The organism is Stenotrophomonas sp. SMYL11 (genome assembly GCF_036320005.1).
GTDB lineage: Bacteria > Pseudomonadota > Gammaproteobacteria > Xanthomonadales > Xanthomonadaceae > Stenotrophomonas > Stenotrophomonas maltophilia_A.
Window position 1 is genome coordinate 189,564 of the sequence record NZ_JAWIRS010000001.1, and the last position, 17,464, is coordinate 207,027.

At 66.5% G+C, this 17,464-nt stretch carries 15 protein-coding genes; 5 read left to right on the forward strand and 10 right to left on the reverse strand.

Annotation, left to right across the window (positions count from 1 at the left end; genetic code table 11):
• Positions 1-54: 54 nt before the first annotated feature.
• A complete protein-coding gene (locus tag V3B46_RS00900) occupies positions 55-948 on the reverse strand; it encodes a LysR family transcriptional regulator (RefSeq protein WP_329890875.1) in 894 nt (297 codons plus the stop codon).
• A 106-nt stretch (positions 949-1,054) separates the two neighbouring features.
• Here V3B46_RS00900 and V3B46_RS00905 point away from each other — a divergent pair, with 106 nt between their 5' ends.
• Positions 1,055-1,798 carry an SDR family oxidoreductase gene (locus tag V3B46_RS00905; protein WP_329890876.1) on the forward strand — a complete coding sequence of 248 codons (744 nt, stop codon included), beginning with the start codon at positions 1,055-1,057 and terminating at the stop codon, positions 1,796-1,798.
• Positions 1,799-1,898: 100 nt separating this feature from the next.
• Here V3B46_RS00905 and V3B46_RS00910 read toward each other — a convergent pair whose 3' ends face one another.
• The 3 genes from V3B46_RS00910 to V3B46_RS00920 are packed head-to-tail and all read right to left on the reverse strand — an operon-like array spanning position 1,899 to position 7,389.
• The gene (locus tag V3B46_RS00910) at positions 1,899-4,976 is read right to left on the reverse strand and encodes an efflux RND transporter permease subunit (protein WP_329890877.1); all 3,078 of its coding nucleotides are present in this window, start codon (positions 4,974-4,976) and stop codon (positions 1,899-1,901) included.
• On the reverse strand, positions 4,973-6,145 hold the full coding sequence (locus V3B46_RS00915) for an efflux RND transporter periplasmic adaptor subunit (protein ID WP_329890878.1): 1,173 nt from the start codon (positions 6,143-6,145) through the stop codon (positions 4,973-4,975). Before V3B46_RS00915 ends, V3B46_RS00910 begins: the two co-directional genes overlap by 4 nt.
• On the reverse strand, positions 6,142-7,389 hold the full coding sequence (locus V3B46_RS00920; protein ID WP_329890879.1) for a TolC family protein: 1,248 nt from the start codon (positions 7,387-7,389) through the stop codon (positions 6,142-6,144). The genes V3B46_RS00915 and V3B46_RS00920 overlap by 4 nt, the downstream gene beginning before the upstream one ends.
• Positions 7,390-7,451: 62 nt before the next feature.
• Between V3B46_RS00920 and V3B46_RS00925 the strand changes: the two genes are divergently transcribed.
• Positions 7,452-8,126 carry a response regulator gene (locus tag V3B46_RS00925; protein WP_262229367.1) on the forward strand — a complete coding sequence of 225 codons (675 nt, stop codon included), beginning with the start codon at positions 7,452-7,454 and terminating at the stop codon, positions 8,124-8,126.
• Entirely contained in the window at positions 8,119-9,498 is a 1,380-nt protein-coding gene (locus V3B46_RS00930; RefSeq protein ID WP_329890880.1) for a sensor histidine kinase, read from the forward strand. Before V3B46_RS00925 ends, V3B46_RS00930 begins: the two co-directional genes overlap by 8 nt.
• A gap of 660 nt (positions 9,499-10,158) precedes the next feature.
• Here the strand turns inward: V3B46_RS00930 and V3B46_RS00935 are convergent.
• From V3B46_RS00935 to V3B46_RS00945, 3 genes are all read right to left on the reverse strand, one after another.
• Positions 10,159-12,510, reverse strand: coding sequence for a GH92 family glycosyl hydrolase (locus V3B46_RS00935; RefSeq protein ID WP_329890881.1), 2,352 nt, complete (start codon positions 12,508-12,510; stop codon positions 10,159-10,161).
• Between the two features lie 96 nt (positions 12,511-12,606).
• Positions 12,607-12,930: a thioredoxin family protein gene (locus V3B46_RS00940; RefSeq protein ID WP_329890882.1), complete on the reverse strand. Its 324-nt coding sequence runs from the start codon at positions 12,928-12,930 to the stop codon at positions 12,607-12,609.
• A 5-nt stretch (positions 12,931-12,935) separates the two neighbouring features.
• The gene (locus V3B46_RS00945; RefSeq protein WP_057501570.1) at positions 12,936-13,352 is read right to left on the reverse strand and encodes a baeRF12 domain-containing protein; all 417 of its coding nucleotides are present in this window, start codon (positions 13,350-13,352) and stop codon (positions 12,936-12,938) included.
• 162 nt (positions 13,353-13,514) lie between these two features.
• Between V3B46_RS00945 and V3B46_RS00950 the strand changes: the two genes are divergently transcribed.
• Positions 13,515-13,742, forward strand: coding sequence for a hypothetical protein (locus tag V3B46_RS00950; protein ID WP_106468189.1), 228 nt, complete (start codon positions 13,515-13,517; stop codon positions 13,740-13,742).
• 477 nt (positions 13,743-14,219) lie between these two features.
• Complete coding sequence (gene proP, locus V3B46_RS00955; protein WP_329890883.1) at positions 14,220-15,707, forward strand: glycine betaine/L-proline transporter ProP; 1,488 nt, start codon at positions 14,220-14,222, stop codon at positions 15,705-15,707.
• 84 nt (positions 15,708-15,791) lie between these two features.
• Here proP and V3B46_RS00960 read toward each other — a convergent pair whose 3' ends face one another.
• From V3B46_RS00960 to V3B46_RS00970, 3 genes are all read right to left on the reverse strand, one after another.
• Positions 15,792-16,391 (reverse strand): hypothetical protein, encoded by a 600-nt coding sequence (locus V3B46_RS00960; protein WP_329890884.1) that lies wholly within the window; start codon positions 16,389-16,391, stop codon positions 15,792-15,794.
• A gap of 84 nt (positions 16,392-16,475) precedes the next feature.
• Positions 16,476-17,102: an ATPase gene (locus V3B46_RS00965; protein WP_329890885.1), complete on the reverse strand. Its 627-nt coding sequence runs from the start codon at positions 17,100-17,102 to the stop codon at positions 16,476-16,478.
• 3 nt (positions 17,103-17,105) lie between these two features.
• Positions 17,106-17,447, reverse strand: coding sequence for a type II toxin-antitoxin system prevent-host-death family antitoxin (locus V3B46_RS00970; RefSeq protein WP_005413623.1), 342 nt, complete (start codon positions 17,445-17,447; stop codon positions 17,106-17,108).
• Positions 17,448-17,464 lie beyond the last annotated feature (17 nt).

Consider the following 17,464-nt stretch of genomic DNA (forward strand, 5'->3'; position numbering starts at 1 on the left):
GGCCGGCAACCTTGGCACATCACGCGTGTTGCAGCTGCCGGCCAGCGGCCGGCACTACCTCATATGGTCGAACACCCCGGCCACCCAGTCGATGAACACCCGCAGCCGCGGCGACGGTGTGCGGTTGCGGGGGTAGACCAGGCTCAGTGGACTCGGCGTCGGCGGCGCGTCCGGCAACAGCTCGACCAGCTGCCCGCTCGCGATGTAAGGGTCCATCCTGTAGCGCGGTGCCTGGATGATGCCCAGACCCGCCAAGGCGGCCCCAAGGAAGGCATCCGCACCGGAAACACGCACCCGGGCCGGCAGCGGCACGTAACGCACCCGCCTACCCTGCTGGAACTCAAGCGGAATCAGCTGGCCGGTGGCGCTGGAGCGGTAGCCGACCATCTGGTGGCCTTGCTCCAGTGATTCGATGGTCTCGGGCACACCGTGCGCCTGCACATAACCCGGTGCGGCCACCGTAACTTCCCGCAGCATCGTCAACCGGCGCGCCGCCAGATCGCTGTCGGCCAGCGTCCCCACCCGCAACGCCGCATCCACGCCTTCGCGCAGCAGGTCGACATAGCGGTCGCCTTCGCTGACGTCCAGTTCGATCTCGGGGTAATGCTGCAGGAAGTCCGGCAGGTGCGGAAACAGCAGGTGCCGGCCCAACGTGCCGTGCACTTCAATCAGCAGCGGGCCGCGTGGCGGCACGTCACGGAACGCGGCTTCAGCGTCGTCCATGTCGGCGATCAGGCGCAGGCAACGGCCATAGAAGGCCTCGCCTTCCAGCGTCGGCACCACCAGCCGCGTGGTCCGGTGCAGCAGGCGCACGCCCAGCCGCTGTTCCAGCGCCTTGATCGCATCGGTCACTGTGGCCCGCGGCAGGCCCAGGTCCTCGGAGGCCCGGGTGAAGCTGCGGCGCTCGACGATACGGACGAAGGCGCGCATGGCCGTGAAGCGATCCATTATTCGGCTGTCCGGATGATGTTGGCGGATTATGCATGATTATCCGGAACATTGATGTGGCGAAGATGGCCCTGCGCCACTCCGGCGTGCCCTGCTGGAAGCCACCATGACCCTTTCCCCCACCTGCTCTGTCGCCGTGGTCACCGGCGGCTCCCGTGGCATCGGCGCGGCCATCTCCCGCCGTCTGGCCGCCGATGGCCACGCGGTCGCCATCAACTATGCGGGGCGCCGCGACGACGCCGAAGCCTTGGCGGCCGAACTCAACGCGGCCGGTGCGCAGGCCATCGCGCTGCAGGCCGATGTGGCCGATTCGCAGGCGGTCCACCAGCTGTTCGACGCCATCGAGGCGCGCTTCGGCGGTATCGACGTAGTTGTGAACAGTGCCGGGGTGCTGCAGTTGGCGCCGCTGGCCGACAGCGACGATGCCTTGTTCGAGCGGGTGATCGGGATCAACCTCAAGGGCGCGTTCAACGTGCTGCGCGAAAGCGCGCGACGGGTGCGCGACGGCGGCCGCTTGATCAGCCTGTCCACCAGCGTGGTTGGCATCAGACTGGAGACCTACGGCGTGTACGCGGCCAGCAAGGTGGCGGTGGAAACGATGGCGGCGATCCTCAGCAAGGAGCTGCGTGGGCGCAACATCACGGTGAACACGGTGGCTCCCGGCCCGACCGCCACCGATCTGTTCCTGGAGGGCAAGTCACCGGAACTGATCGAGCGGTTGGCAAAGATGAATCCCCTGGAGCGGCTGGGTACGCCGGAGGACATTGCCGGTGCGGTGGCCTTCCTGGCCGGTGCCGATGGCGGATGGATCAACGGCCAGGTGCTGCGCGCCAATGGCGGGATGGTGTAGGTCGCGGCCATCGCACACCGGTAGTCGCCCACCTGGGTGGGCGCTTCGCCCTCTGCCAACCAAGGTTGGCATCTACTGGGCGGAGAACCGCATATCGTCGTCAGCCCGTCCGGGCCTCGCGGCGCCGGTGCACCCAGTAATACAGCGTCGGCAGTACCAGCAGGGTCAGCAGCATCGCCGACAACAGGCCGCCGATCACCACCACCGCCAGCGGCTTCTGGGTCTCTGCACCGATTGCATGCGAGGTCGCCATCGGCAGCAGGCCGAACATCGCCAGCAACGCGGTCATCAGCACCGTGCGCAGGCGCTGCAGCGAGCCCTGCACCACCGACTGCAGCAGGTCCATGCCCTGCTCGCGCAGCTGGGCGAAGCGACTGAGCATCACCACGCCGTTCAGCACCGCCTGCCCGAACAATGCAATGAAGCCGATCGCCGCCGACACCGACAGTGGAATACCGGTCAGCCACAGGGCGAGGATGCCGCCGATCATCGCCAGTGGCACGTTGGCCAGGATCAATGCGGCGCTGCTGATGTCCTTGAAGGCATCGAACAGCAACACGAAGATGATCAGCACCGACAGCGGAACCACCCAGCCCAGCCGCTTCATCGCACGTTGCTGGTTCTCGAACTCGCCGGACCATTCCAGCCGGTAGCCTTCCGGCAGCTGCACGCCGGCATCCACGCGCTTGCGCATGTCGGCCACCACGCTGCCCATGTCACGACCAGCGATGAAGATGCTCACCGCCTTGACCCGCTGTGCGTTCTCGCGCGAGATGTTGATCGCGCCGCTGGCCATGCGGAAGTCGGCCACCTCGGACAGCGTCACCGTGTGGCCATCGCCGATGCCCACCGGCACCGCGCGCAGCCGCTGCAGGTCACGATCGGCATCGTCCAGGCGCAACGTGATCGGGAACTTGCGGTCGCCCTCCCACAGCTCGCCGACCTGGCGCCCGCCCAGTGCGGTCTCGATCACTTCGTCGATGTCGCGCACGTTCAGGCCATAGCGTGCTGCACGGTTGCGGTCGATCTCGATCTGCAGCTGCGGCAACGAACCATCGCGGTCGATGAAGGCGCTCTCCACGCCCTCCACCCCGCGCACCTGGCCCAGGATGGCCTGTGCGTGCTGGTTGAGCACGTCCAGATCCGAACCACTGACCTTGATCACCACCTGGCCCTTGATCTGCGAGATGCTTTCCAGGATGTTGTCGCGCACCGGCTGCGAGATCGAGAACTCCGGCCCCGGAATGCGCTGCTCCAGCGTGCGCTGCAGGTCGCTCACCAGCTGCCGCTTGTCCACGCCCTTCGGCCATTCCTTCTCCGGCTTCAACGCCACCAGTGCCTCGATCTGGTTGGCACCCTTGGCATCGGAGCCGTCTTCCGGGCGCCCCAGCTTGGCCACCACCGTCGACACCTGCGGGAAGGTGCCGACCAGCTCACGGATGCGCCGCGACTGCTGCTGCGCTTCGGCCAGGCTGGTGCTGGGATCGAGCGTGGCGGTCAGCCAGATCGATCCTTCGTCCAGCTCCGGCAGGAACTCCGAACCAAGGCGGGTACCCAGTGCCAGCGTGCCGACCAGCAACGCGACCGCGGTCAGCACTACCGCACGCGGGCGCGCCAGGGCGCGTTCCAGGATCGGTCGGTACCAGCCGGTGAGGCGGTCCATCAGCGGGTTGCCGTCGCGCATGCGGTCACGCCGCAGCCACCAGTAGCAGAACAGCGGCACCACGGTCAGCGCCAGGATCAACGCACCGATCAACGCCGAGGTCACCGAGTACGCCATCGGCGCGAACATGCGGCCTTCCTGGCGCTGCAGGGTGAAGATCGGAATGTGCGCGGCGATGATGATCAGCATCGAGAAGAACGTCGGCCGCCCCACTTCCGATGCGGCAGAAAGAATGGTCGAGAACCGCGTCTTCCGATCGGCCGTAGGTGGCAGCTTCGACAATCGCGAGACGATGTGCTCGGTAACGATCACCGCGCCATCGATGATGATGCCGAAGTCCATCGCGCCCAGTGACAGCAGGTTGGCCGGCACGCCCCACAGGTGCAGGCCGAGGAAGGTCGACAGCAGCGCCAGCGGCATCATCGCCGCCACGATCAGCGCGGCGCGGGCGTTGTACAGGAACAGCCACAACACCAGGAACACCAGCACGGCACCTTCCAGCAGGTTGCGGAAGACCGTCTTCAGCGTGGTCGTGACCAGCCACGAGCGGTCGTAGAACGGCTCGATGCTGACCCCGGCCGGCAACTGGTTGGCCTCGATCTCGGCGATGCGCGCATGCAGCGCGTCGAGCACGTCGGACGGATTCTCGCCCTTGCGCATCAGGACCATGCCGAACACCGCATCGTCATTGTCGTCCTGGCCGACCAGGCCCTGACGCGGCAGGCCGGTATCGGCAATGCCGGCGAGGTCGCGCACCAGGATCGGCGTGCCCCCACGCTGCGCCACCACCACGTTGCCGATGTCGGCCGGCGAACGCATCAGGCCCACGCCACGGATCAGGAACTGCTGCTGGCCGCGCTCCACGTAGCCGCCGCCGGCGTTCGAGCTGCCCTTCTCCAGCGCCTCGGCGAACTCACCGAGGCTGATACCGCGGTCACGCAGCTTGTCCAGGTCCGGCTTGACCTGGAAGGTGCGCGCGAATCCACCGAAGCTGATCACATCGGCCACGCCCGGCACGGTGCGCAGGCTGCGCTCCATCGTCCATTCCTGCACGGTGCGCAGCTGGGTCGGCGTCATGTGCGGGCCCTTGAGCACGTAACGGTAGATCTCACCCACCGCCGAACTCATCGCCTCCAGCTCCGGCGTTACCCCTTCCGGCAGCTCCACGCCCTGCAGGCGTTCCAGCACCTGCTGGCGCGCGAAATAGTCATCGGCCTTGTCGTCGAAGGTCAGGATGATCATCGACAGGCCAAACTGGGTATGCGAGAACACCCGCACCGAATGCGGAATGCCGGACAGCGCCACTTCCAGCGGCATCGTCACTTCGCGTTCCACCTCTTCGGCGGCGCGGCCCGGGTGCAGCGACACCACCGTTACCTGGGTGTCCGACACATCCGGGAAGGCTTCCACCGGCAGTACGCGGAACGCGGCAATGCCAGCGCCGATGAACAGCAGCAGTGCCAGCATCACCATCAATGGCTGGCGCAGGCAGTAGGCAATCAGGCGATCGATCATGGCGCAGCGTGCCCGCTACCGGTGCTGACGGCTGCCGGAGCGCTGTCGACCAGCTGCTGCAGCAGCAGGCCGCCTTCGACCACCACCCGGCTGCCGGCGGCGAGGCCCTCACGTACCCACAGCCGGCCGTCACCCAGCTCCTCGGCGTGCACGGCGCGACGCACGAAGCGGCCCTTGCCCTCTTCCACGAACACCACCTGCGTGCCGTCGATCAGCAGCACCGCGGCATCGGGCAATGAGACACCGCCCTCGGCCGGCAACGCCACCTGGGCGCGCACGTATTGCCCCGCCTTGAAGCCGCGTGCGCGGTTGTCCAGCTCGGCGCGCGCCTGGACCACGCGGCGTTCGCTGTCGACGAAGTCATCCACGTGCTGCAGGGTCGCCTGCAGTGGCTGTCCATCGGCGCCGGGCACGCTCACCTGCATGCCGGACTTCAAGCGTCCGGCCAGGCTTTCGGGGATGTCCAGCAACAGCCACAGGCGGTCCGGATCGCCGATCACTGCCAACGGCTGGTCGCTGTCGGGGCTGACCGCCATGCCCGGGCTCATCCGCCGCTCCACCAGCACGCCATCGATCGGCGCGCGCAGCGGCAGGCGCTGATCGACGCGCTGGCCATTGCCATACGCCTTGGCGAAGGCGGCCGCGCGCGCATGATCGGCCTGGCTGCCGGCGAAATTGGCCTCGGCCTCGTCCAGTTCGCGGCCCGACGCCACACCCGCCGCATGCAGTTCGCGGGTGCGCTCCAGCTCCTTGCGCGCCTGCTGCAGCTCGGCACGGCCACGCACGCCGTCGGCCTGGGCCTGGCCGAATTCGGGCGAGGTGATCCAGGCGATCACCTCGCCCGCCTTCACTTTCTGCCCCGGCTGCGCCTCGATGCGCGCTACCTGCCCCGGCAGCGGCGCGTGCAGTGCGCTGGAGCGCGTCTCATCCCAGACCACCCTGCCAGGCAGCTGCAGGCTGGCGCTGGCGCCGGCGGTTACCGCCTCGCTGCGCAGCACGTCCAGCTGGCGGCTGTCGGGGGGAAACTGAATCTGGCCGGCGCTGACCCGAGGCGCATCCTCAAGATAGGAAGCTGGCTCTCGACCACAGCCACCCAGCAGGACCAGCGCCAGCAAGACGGGCAGCACGGCGTATCGCGCCTGCGGGCGATAGGCGGCGGTGGACTTCATCGGGACTCTCCTTCAGCAACAGATGTGGCCGCTTCCCAGCGCGCCAGGGCAATGGCATGGTTGGCACGCGCTTCAATCAGCGCGGCCTCGAACTCGCGCCAGCTTCGGCGCGCGTCGAGCAGATCGGTCAGGCTGGCGGCGCCACGGCGATAGGCCAGTTCGATGCCCTCCACCGCCTTGCGTGCAGCGTCGGACTGCAGCCCCTCGTAATCGCTGCGGCGCTGTGCGGCGGACTGCGCGCTGGCCTGCAGCTGGTCCAGCTCGGCGCGTGCTTCGCGCTGCAGCACCTGCAGTTCCAGCGCGGCGCTGTCGCGGTCGGCCTCGGCACGCTGGATCGCGCCGCGTGCGCGCGACGGGCCGCCCAGCGGAATGGTCAGTGACACGCCCCAGGTGACACCGCTGATGTCGGTGGGCTCGCGCTCTGCCTCCACGCCCAGCTGGATGTCGCGATGGCGCTCGCTACGCGCCAGTGCCACGCCCGTGTCGGCGGCGGCCAGGCGCGAACGCGCCGCACGCAGATCGGCGCGCTGCTGCGGATCGAACGCGCGCACATCGGCCACCCTACTGGCAGCCGGCCACGGATCATCGGCGCTGAGGTCCTGGCTGTCGTCGCGTCCAAGCAGCAAGCCCAGCGCATGCCGCGCGTCACGCAGATCCAATGCTGCCTCGCGCGCCGCGTCTGCCACAGCCAGGTTGTCCACAGCCAGCCGCGCGCGATCCACCGGTGCCATCGCCCCTGTCGCAACCTGTTTGTCCGCCGCCGCCATCTGCTCGGCCGAACTCTGCCGGTTGGCGTCGGCAATCTGGGCCCGCTCCTGCGCGCCCTTCAGGCCGAAATAGGTTTCATGCAGCGCCACCTGTTGTCGGCGACGGGTATCGAGCATCTCCAGCCCTGCCACTTCCAGCAGCGCGTCAGCCTGGCGGATGCGCAATGCACGCTTGCCACCACGCTCCCAGGTCCAGCCCAGGCCCACGGTGCTGTCCACGCGCTTGTCCTGCCAGCGCCCCGGGCCGATGCCATGCTTGGGGCTGATCTTGCTGGTACCGAGCGACAGCTCGGTGGCCGGGCGCAATGCCGCCGTCCGCGCATCGCCCTGCACACCGCGCAGCTCCAGTGCCGCCGCACGCAGGTCAGGGTTGTGTGCTTCCATCGCGCGCTGCGCTTCCTGCAGGGACAGCGCCGATGCTGCGGGTGCGCACAGGAGGACGGCCAGCAGGGCCGCAAGACGAGGGGAGAAATTCATGCACGTCACGGTAAGGTGACGCACTTGCGCCAAACTTGCCCCAACCTTGCACCAAGCTTGCAATGCGAATCCTGCTGATCGAAGACGATGCCGCTCTGGCTGATGGACTGATCCGTGCCCTGCAGGGCGCGGGTCATCTGTGCGACCACCTTTCGCGCGGGCTGCACGCGCCCGCTGCACTGGCCAGCGCGCCGTATGACGTGATGGTGCTCGACCTTTCATTGCCCGACGTCGACGGCCTCGACCTGCTCTCGCGCCTGCGCAACGACGGCGTCACCCTGCCGGTGCTGATCCTGACCGCACGCGATGGCGTGGAGGACCGCATCCTCGGCCTCGACCGGGGTGGCGATGATTACCTGGCCAAGCCGTTCGCACTGGGTGAACTGGAAGCCCGCCTGCGTGCGCTGTCGCGCCGCCGCAGCGACGCACCGGCGCAGAAGCGATTAGGCCGGTTGTGCTTCGACAGCATCCGCAATGAAGCGCAGGTGGACGGCCAGCGCATCGAGCTGACCGCGCGCGAGCTGTCGCTGGTCGAGGCACTGATGCAGCATCCCGGCCGCACCGTCACCAAGCAACGCCTGTTCGACGCGCTTTACAGCTGGGACCACGAGGCCAACCTGTCGGTGATCGAAGTGCATGTCAGCCGCCTGCGCCGCAAGCTGGAGCAGGCGCATGCAGGCGTCGGCATCCGCATGCTGCGTGGCCTCGGCTATCGCATGGAAGCCGGTGGTGACTGAGCGCATGCACAGCCTGCGTGGCCTGCTGCTGCGCCGACTGTGGCTGCCGCTGCTGGTGCTGCTGCTGTGCAGCGCGGTGGGTTCGTTCGCGTTGGCCCGCTTCTATGCCGGCCAGGTCTACGACCGCTGGCTGCTGGATTCGGCGATGTCGTTGTCCGAGCTGGTGACAGTGCAGGATGGTCGCGCTTCAATCGAGATCACCCCGGCGGTCTCGCGCATGTTCACCTGGGACACCGCCGACGAAGTGCATGGCGAGGTGGTCGACGCCGCGGGTGGGCGCCTGTATGGCGACCTGCCCGAGGCATTGCCGCGTCCGGCGAGCGCCGCCGCGAATGATGATGCGGTCTACTACGATGCGCGCCTGCGTGGTCAACCGGTGCGCATGGTTGAAGTGGTGGTCAGTGCCGGACCGGGCCATGACATCCGGCTGCGCGTGGCCGAGACACTGCGCAAGCGCCATCGGCTGGAACGCAAGCTGCTGCTGACGAGCGTGCCGTTCCAGGCCGCGATCCTGGCACTGGCGGCGTGGCTGGCCTGGTCCGGCACCGGCGCCGCCGCACGCCATGCCAACCTGGTCGCGCGGAAGCTGGCCAGTCCGCGGCCGGATCCGTTGGCACCGCTGGATCCGGCGCAGGAAGCCCCGCGCGAACTGTGGCCGGCGGTGGAGGCGTACAACGCCCTGCTGCAGCGGCTGGACGCCATGCAGGATGCGCAGCGGCGCTTCGTCAGCAACGCTGCACATCAACTGCGCACACCGTTGGCGGCCATGCAGGTGGAGCTGGAGAGCTCGCTGCGCCAGCATGATCCGCAGGCCCAGCAGCTGGCGTTGTCCGGCACGCTGGCCGGGCTGGCGCGGCTGCAGCACCTGGTCAACCAGCTGCTGATGCTCAGCCGTTCCGAGGATCCGCATGGCAGTGCACTGCCGCTGCAGTCGCTGGACCTGGCCGCGTTGGCACGCGGCGTGGTGGAGCGCTACGCCGACCGTGCACTGGCTGCAGGCGTCGATCTTGGCTATGACGGACCTGACGATGGCCTGCAGGTGCAGGGCGACCCGCAATTGCTGCGTGAGGCGTTGGGCAACTTGCTGGACAACGCGCTGCGCTACGGTTCCGTACCGGGTGTGATCACCCTCGGCGTTCGGCAGGAGGCCGAAGGCGTGCTGGTGTGGGTGGACGATAACGGCACCGGCATTGCCGAAGCCGAGCGCACGCGCGTCACGGAACGCTTCTACCGGGCCAGCACAGAAGGCGACGGCTGCGGACTGGGATTGGCGATCGTGGCCGAGATCGCGCAGCGGCACGGTGCCGCGCTGGTGATCGATACCGCCCCGATCGGTGGCGCGCGGGTGGGATTGCGGTTTCGTTCCCACTGACGTCCTGCGTGCCAACCAAGGTTGGCACCTACCAAAAGCACCTCGGCCGGCGGATTCCGGTAGACGCCCACCTTAGTGGGCGCTGTTGACCTCCCGTGTGCCAACCAAGGTTGGCACCTGCCAAAGGCACCCCAGCCGGCGGATTACGGTAGACGCCAACCTTGGTGGGCGCCGTTGATGTTCCGCGTGCCAACCAAGGTTGGCACCTACCAAAAGCACCCCGCCGGTGGATTCCGGTAGACGCCAACCTTGGTTGGCGCCGTTGATGTTCCGCGTGCCAACCAAGGTTGGCACCTACCAAAAGCACCCCAGCCGGTGGATTCCGGTAAACGCCCACCTTGGTGGGCGCTGTTGACCTCCCGCGTGCCAACCAAGGTTGGCACCTACCAAAAGCACCCCAGCCGGTGGATTCCGGTAGACGCCAACCTTGGTTGGCGCCGTTGATGTTCCGCGTGCCAACCAAGGTTGGCACCTACCAAAGGCACCTCGGCCGGCGGATTCCGGTAGACGCCAACCTTGGTTGGCGCCGTTGATGTTCCGCATGCCAACCAAGGTTGGCACCTACCAAAAGCACCCCAGCCGGCGGATTACGGTAGACGCCAACCTTGGTTGGCGCCGTTGATGTTCCGCGTGCCAACCAAGATTGGCACCTACCCATCATCATCGGCTCATCGAATACGGCGCCTGCGCTCCCTGCCCCGGCCACGTCTTGTTCGGCTCGGCCTGCATGCTGAAACGCAGTTCGCCGCCGGCCAGGATCTCGTCGTGGCGCAGGAAGGTGCGCTGCAATGGCTTGCCATTGAGGCTCACATTGCCAACGTAGGCGTGCTTGTCATCCAGCCCATCGGCCACGATGGTGAAGGTCCTGCCGTTCGGCAGTCGCATCGCGGTCTTCGGCAGGAACGGGCGACCCAGGATGTACTCGCCCGAGCCGGGTGCCACCGGGTAGAAGCCCAGCGAGGTAAACACGTACCACGCCGACATCTGGCCGACGTCATCATTGCCGGCCAGGCCATCGGGTCGGTCGGCGTACTGGGTGTCCATGATCTGCTTCAGGCGTGCCTGCGTGCGCCACGGCTGGCCGGCGTACGAATACAGGTAGGCCACGTGGTGGCTGGGCTCGTTGCCATGCGCATACCAGCCGATCAGGCCGGTGATGTCTTCCATGTGCTCGAAGATGGACGGATCGACCTTGGCGTTGAACACCTCGTCCAGGCGCGCGAGAAGCTTGTCGCTGCCACCGTGCGCGGCGGCCAGTCCGGCCACGTCCTGCGGCACGTACCACGAATACTGCCAGGCGTTGCCTTCAGTGTAGTCGGTGCCATAACCGCTGGCGCTGGGGTCGAATGGCGTGCGGAAGCTGCCATCGCGCTTGCGTGCGCGCATGAAGCCGGTGTCCTTGTCGAAGGCGTTGCGCCAGTTGCCGGCGCGCTTGTCGAAGGTGGCCGCAACATCGATCTTGCCCATCGCCTGTGCCATGCGAGCAATGGTCCAGTCATCGAAGGCATACTCCAGCGTCTTGCTGGCCGCTTCACCTTCCTCGTCGATCGGCACATAGCCCAGCTCGCGGTACTGCGCGATGCCGTCATAGGGGCCGTAGTTGGCGGTCTCGACCATCGCCTTCAATGCCTTGTCGGCGTCGAAGCCGCGGATACCCTTCACGTAGGCGTCGGCGATCACCGGCACGGCGTGGTAGCCGATCATGCACCAGTCTTCCAGGCCATGGAACGACCACACCGGCAGCATGCCGTAGGGGCTGTGCTCATGGTGGGCCAGCATCGAATTGACGAAGTCGTTATTGCGCTTCTCCGGCTGCACCAGGGTCAGCAGCGGATGCAGCGCACGGTAGGTGTCCCACAGCGAGAACGTCGAATAGTTCGCGAAACCCTCGGCTTTGTGCACGGCGTTGTCCGAACCGCGGTACTGGCCATCGGCATCCATGAACAGCGTCGGCCCCAGCATCGTGTGGTACAGCGCGGTATAGGCACTGCGTCGCGCATGTTCCGGCGCATCGATATCGAGCACCGACAGCGCCTGCGTCCATTCCTGCTTTGCCTGCGCACGCACGCGGTCGAAATCGAAGTCGGCCACTTCCGCGTCGAGGTTGGCGATGGCACCGGCTTCGCTGACCGGCGAGATCGCCACCTTTACCACCAGTGGTGCGTCCAGCTTGCCGAACGCGAACGTACCGACCAGCTGACGGCCCTCGATCTGTGCACGCTGCGCCGGGTCCTTCTCGCCCGGCGGCGGGAAGCCCTTGTAGACGATGTCCTGTTCGGTATTGTGCAACTCATGCCCCGACAGCGGTCGCGAGAAACGCATCGCGAAGTACAGCTGGCGGCCCGGCGCCCAGCCGCGCGTCTCGCGGAAGCCGGTCACCGTACCGTCGGCGCGCACCCGCACCCGCGACCACAGCACCTTGCCCGGGTAGTCGTACATGCTGGTGCGCATGTCCAGCAGCACCTTGGCGTCGGTGCCCTTGGGGAAGGCATAGCGGTGCACGCCCACACGCGCACTGGTGGTCAGTTCGGCGCGCACCTTGTAGTCATCCAGGGTGACCGCGTAGTAGCCCGGCTCGGCCTTCTCTTCATCGTGGCGGAAGCGCGAGGCATAGCCGCTGCGCGGCTTCTCAGGATCACCGCGCTCCAGGCCGGGGTTGCCGGTGAACGGCATCAGCAGGATGTCGCCCAGGTCCGAATGACCGGTGCCGGAAAAATGCGTGTGCGAGAAGCCGACGATACTGCTGTCGTCGTAGCGGTAGCCCGCAGCCCAGCCATAGGCCTTTTCGCGCGGCTGGATGCGCGTGTCCGGGCTGAGCTGGACCATGCCGAACGGCACCGTTGCACCCGGATAAGTGTGGCCTTCCCCACCCGTGCCGATGAACGGGTCGACCGAGGCATAGGCCTTGTCGGCGGCCGTTCCGGCAGGCGCAGCCGAGGCCAGGCCGGAAGCGAGCATCGCCGTGGCGGCGACAACGATCAGGAGACGACGGTCCAGCGTGGGCATCGGCATTTGGATCGATTCAGGTGATGGTCAGATGCTAGCACCGCGCCTGTCACGCTGCATGCTGCAGTGCGACTGCCCGGCTTCCCACGCCCGGTTCAATCTTCAGTCGGGAAGCGCGCTCTGCAACGACATCAGGTCCGCACGATCCAACGGCCTTACCACCCGCGCAACCTCTTCTCCATCGTGCAGCAGCACCACTGTCGGCCACAGCTTCACCTTGAACGCTCGCCCCAATGGCCTTCCCTTGCCATCCTCGACCTTCCAGTGCGGCAGATCGTTCGTTTCGACAAAGGCCTGCAATGCGGGCTGCGCGGCCTGGCAATGGCCACACCAGGGTGCACCGAACTCGAGGAGCTGCCAGCCGACCTGCGCCTCCACATCCGAGCGGTCGGGCTCCGCCGACAGGTGATCGCGCATGAAAGGCATCCGCGCTACGCCGCCAGCGCCTTCTGGATATCCGCCAACGGTGCGTTGGTCAGGTCCTTGGCGATGTCGCCCAACAGGCGGGCCTGGGTCTCCTTGTGCAGCAGCGGACGGATTCGCCCCAGCGTGGTCGGATCCGCGATCAACACCAGATGTGCATAGCGGTTCTTCAAGGCATCCTCATTGAGCTGTTCCGCCACCTGCTTGGCGAACGTCGCCTCGTTGAGCTGCGAGACCGACATGTCCTTCGGCACTGCACCCGCAGGCCCCTGCCCGGACACGCCCTGCTCACTGATGTCCTGCAGGCGCAGCTCGCCTTCCTGCTTCAGGGTCAACTGATGGTTGCTGCCCACGTTGGTGAACACCCGTGCCGAACCACCGTCGGCTACCACGATCAGGGTCCCTTCGGGAATCGTCCGCGCCATTGCATCCTCCATCAATCCAAAAAGTGGGTGTGCGCTCCACCTTATGCACGCCGGTGTCACCAGAGCGCGTACAGGATGTGATCCCGTCATCGCATTCTGAAATCCGCGCTAAATTTACCCGGATGCCTGCCGCTATGGCCTCCATCATCGCGAGGAACCTCTGTGTACGCTGGCTCACTGTTCCACGTCTGCTTTGCCACCAGTCTGGCGATCGTCGGCTGCGCAGGTTGCATCCATCAGTTCCTGTTGGGCCAACCGCTGTTCGCATTGGCCATCATGTTCTCCGTGCTGACGATGATTGGCGCCGCACTGGTCACACGCCGGCTGGCGCTTCCCGGCGCATTGGCCATGGCCTGCACCGTGTTCGGGTTGATGGCGAAATCGGCCTGAGCCATCTGAACAGGCAGTGTGGAACACAGCGTGCAGATCAGCCTGCTTCGCTGCATGCTCACGCCGATGCCGTTATGATGAACGGATGATCGACACGACCCACTACGTGACGGGCGCACCTGTTACGTGGGAAGCACTGCCGACCGGCGCTTCGCTTGCCACGAATGCTCCCGCCCTGCACTTCCATCGCCTCGCGCTGGATCCCGGCGGATGATGCCCGCAGGCCCATGGCCTGCCTTCCCCACACGTTGATGTGACACGCGGCTGCCAACTGCGCAGCCGCTGTGATTGCGTTGCCGCGTTTCCGCCCTTGCGGCGGTGCTTTGCCGTGCGCGTGGCGTTGCGCCTGCACACATTCCCCGGCCCCCACGCCGCCTTCCGATGCCCCTGCGCCACTTGCGCCTGCATCGCCGTTTCCGATTTCCGGGACACACCACAGCACCCATTCCCCTATTCCATACCTACAAGGGAGCCCCTATGCAGGACACGCCCGATTCCCATGCCCACTTCGGCTGGTTCAAACGCCGCCGCCACCTGAAGGTCGATGAGATCACCGTCGTCGACAAGCCCATGCTCAAGCGCGCCGTCGGCGCCGCTGCACTCGGCAATGCCATGGAGTGGTTCGACTTCGGAGTCTACGGCTATCTGGCCGTCACCCTCGGCCAGGTGTTCTTCCCGTCGAGCAATCCCACCGCACAGGTGATCGCGGCCTTCGCCACCTTCACTGTGGCGTTCCTGGTGCGCCCGCTGGGTGGCTTGGTGTTCGGCCCGCTCGGCGACCGCTATGGGCGCCAGAAGGTACTGGCGTTCACCATGATCCTGATGGCGCTGGGCACGTTTGCGATCGGCCTGATTCCTTCCTACGAGCGGATCGGCATCTGGGCACCGGTGCTGTTGCTGCTGGCCCGCGTGGTGCAGGGCTTTTCCACCGGCGGCGAGTATGGCGGCGCGGCCACCTTCATCGCCGAGTATTCCACCGACCGCAACCGCGGCCTGATGGGCAGCTGGCTGGAGTTCGGCACGCTGGGCGGCTACATCGCCGGCGCCGGTACCGTCACCGCACTGCACATGCTGTTGAGCAGCGAACAGATGCTGGACTGGGGCTGGCGCATTCCGTTCCTGGTGGCCGGCCCACTCGGCCTGCTCGGCCTGTACATGCGCATGAGGCTGGAGGAAACTCCGGCATTCCGCGCTTTCGCCGAAGAAGCCGAGAAGCGCGAGCACGACCGGCCCGGGCTGGGCGCGCTGTTGCAGGTACATGGCCGCCAGCTGCTGGTCTGCATGGGCCTGGTGCTGGTGTTCAACGTGACCGATTACATGCTGCTGACCTACATGCCCAGCTACCTCAGCGTCACCATGGGCTACGCCGAGAGCAAGGGCCTGCTGCTGATCATCATCGTGATGCTGGTGATGATGCCGCTGAACATCGTCGGCGGGTTGTTCAGTGACAAGCTGGGCCGCCGCCCGATGATCATCGGCGCCTGCATCGCGTTGCTGGTGCTGGCGGTGCCGTGCCTGCTGCTGGTCGGCAGCGGCAACGATGGGCTGATCTTCCTCGGGCTGATGCTGCTGGGGCTGGCGCTGGTGTGCTTCACCAGTTCGATGCCATCCACGCTGCCGGCACTGTTCTATACCCCGGTGCGCTACAGCGCGCTGTCGATCGCCTTCAACGTGTCGGTGTCGCTGTTCGGTGGCACCACGCCACTGGTGACGGCATGGCTGGTGGAACGTACCGGCGACCCGCTGGTGCCGGCCTACTATCTGATGGGCGCAGCAGTGATCGGCCTGGTGACCATGCTGTTCGTGAAGGAGACCGCCGGCCTGCCGCTGCGCGGTTCACCGCCGGCGGTCGGCTGCAGGAAGGAAGCCGCTGCGCTGTTGATGAGCGATGCACCGGTGACGGTGGACCCGACCCTGCCACCGCTGCCGGACGTTGCGGACCCTGAGCAGGTGAAGCCGGCCTGAGGCTGGGCGCAGAACGCGATCCACGCATGGCGTGGATCTACAGAGTCAGTGGCGCCGGGCGGATACGCCCGGCGCTGCCTGGCGCTACTTCTTGACGCGGGTCAGCTTTCCCTGCGTCCAGCGCAGTGTCCAGGTGTAGTGACCCCCCGGCGGGCAGACGTGGCGGAAATCGCGGGGAATTTCGCAGACCGTTGCGCCCGCGGTAACCGTGAAGGCAACGATGATCCGGTTACCATCGATTCGAATCGACTGCACCGCGCCAGGAATTTGGATGCCGGTATCATCACCATAGCCATACTGGCGGATGGCGGCATAGTCCTCTGCTTCCACCGGCGACAGGCTGTTCGGGTTCTCCTGGCCGCGCGGATCGTTCGCCGTCAGCGCCGTCATCACCGCCACCACATTGCGTTGCGCGAAGCTGCCGCCGGTGTAGGTGGACGTGTAGAAGTACACGACCTCCGCACGGCCATCGCCATCGAGGTCGGCAACAGCGGTCCACACCGGACGGAAATCGGATTCAATGTCGTCGCCGGGAATCAGCCGCAGGTTGGCTTCGGCGGCGAGGTAGGCCTGTACCAGGCTGGGCGGCGATGGTCGCTTGGCGGCGGGCGACGCGGCCATCGCCGGCAGGCAGGACAGCGCCAGCGCGGAAATCGCCAGACGGATCGGGGGCGAGCGGAGCATTGCAGGTCCGTGCGTGTCATCCTCCTTGATGCTGCGGTCAGTCTAACCGCAGCTCCGGTGGCGCAAGTCATGCACGGCGTGGATCTAGTGCGGGGTGTCCAACTCAATCGCACGCATTACGATGGGCTTGGCCCAGTCTGGCGTATGCAGCAGCTCGGCAACCGAGACCGGGTATTGCATCTGGCCCTGTGCCATCACCAGTACCGGTAGCGGCTCAACGCAGCCGTCGGCGTCGGCAGGAGCGCTGTTGTCGTAGACATGCAGCTCGGCAAGGTGTGGCAGCAGTTCCAGCAGGTTCTCGCGCGCCGAATCAAAGCGCGCGTGGATCTTCTCCACCGGGATGTCATGGCCGCCGGCAGCCACCCGTGCCGCAACGCGGGCGATATGCAGCTCGACCGTGGCCAGGCCACAGAACCAGATCGCGACGTGATGGTGCTCGCAGGCCTCGCGCAGCAGGCGCGGAATGGTGGTGCCACCCAGCGTGGTCTCGAAGGCGAAGTCCGTGCCATCGGCCATGGCCTGGCGCAGGCGGCGGGTGCCTTCCTGCCAGGCCTCGGCATTGGCTTCGGGCAGCGGCCAGCCAGCCTCGACCAGGCGGCGGGTGAACGAATCGGGGTTGAACCAGCTCAGTCCTTCGGCTTCCAGCCAGGTACCCAGCAGCGAACTTTTGCCGGCGCCATTGACGCCGGCCAGCACCAGGATCCGCCCCATCGTTCAGAGCGGACGGCCGAGGGTGACCTTGCGGCCACGGCGGATCGGCTGGCCCAGCACCTTGCCCAGCCCCTCGCCGCGCTGGAGGCTGGCCAGGGTCTGGTCGAACTCACCGCGCAGGCGCAGCAGTTCTTCACTGCGCTCACCGGCGTCACCGCCGGCGGCCTTGGCCAGCAGCTCCTGATACGTGCGGATATCCACGATCACCGCTTCCGGATGATTGTGGTTGGTGATGACCAGTGCCTGCTTCTCGCGCACGGTGCGCATCAGGCTCGGCCAGCCACGGGTCTTCACCGACGAGGCCGGGGCCTTTTCGAGGCCAGGCAGATCCAGCGGCAGGGTCATGGCACGGCTCCAGACGG

What these genes read in the sequence shown, in the direction of transcription:
- V3B46_RS00905 (WP_329890876.1), top strand. Translation starts at nt 1,055, where the DNA reads ATGACCCTTTCCCCCACCTGCTCTGTCGCCGTGGTCACCGGCGGCTCC.
- V3B46_RS00925 (WP_262229367.1), top strand. Translation starts at nt 7,452, where the DNA reads ATGCGAATCCTGCTGATCGAAGACGATGCCGCTCTGGCTGATGGACTG.
- V3B46_RS00915 (WP_329890878.1), bottom strand. Translation starts at nt 6,145, where the DNA reads ATGAAGTCCACCGCCGCCTATCGCCCGCAGGCGCGATACGCCGTGCTG.
- V3B46_RS00940 (WP_329890882.1), bottom strand. Translation starts at nt 12,930, where the DNA reads ATGCCTTTCATGCGCGATCACCTGTCGGCGGAGCCCGACCGCTCGGAT.
- V3B46_RS00910 (WP_329890877.1), bottom strand. Translation starts at nt 4,976, where the DNA reads ATGATCGATCGCCTGATTGCCTACTGCCTGCGCCAGCCATTGATGGTG.
- V3B46_RS00970 (WP_005413623.1), bottom strand. Translation starts at nt 17,447, where the DNA reads ATGACCCTGCCGCTGGATCTGCCTGGCCTCGAAAAGGCCCCGGCCTCG.
- V3B46_RS00920 (WP_329890879.1), bottom strand. Translation starts at nt 7,389, where the DNA reads ATGAATTTCTCCCCTCGTCTTGCGGCCCTGCTGGCCGTCCTCCTGTGC.
- V3B46_RS00960 (WP_329890884.1), bottom strand. Translation starts at nt 16,391, where the DNA reads ATGCTCCGCTCGCCCCCGATCCGTCTGGCGATTTCCGCGCTGGCGCTG.
- V3B46_RS00900 (WP_329890875.1), bottom strand. Translation starts at nt 948, where the DNA reads ATGGATCGCTTCACGGCCATGCGCGCCTTCGTCCGTATCGTCGAGCGC.
- V3B46_RS00935 (WP_329890881.1), bottom strand. Translation starts at nt 12,510, where the DNA reads ATGCCGATGCCCACGCTGGACCGTCGTCTCCTGATCGTTGTCGCCGCC.
- V3B46_RS00965 (WP_329890885.1), bottom strand. Translation starts at nt 17,102, where the DNA reads ATGGGGCGGATCCTGGTGCTGGCCGGCGTCAATGGCGCCGGCAAAAGT.
- proP (WP_329890883.1), top strand. Translation starts at nt 14,220, where the DNA reads ATGCAGGACACGCCCGATTCCCATGCCCACTTCGGCTGGTTCAAACGC.
- V3B46_RS00945 (WP_057501570.1), bottom strand. Translation starts at nt 13,352, where the DNA reads ATGGCGCGGACGATTCCCGAAGGGACCCTGATCGTGGTAGCCGACGGT.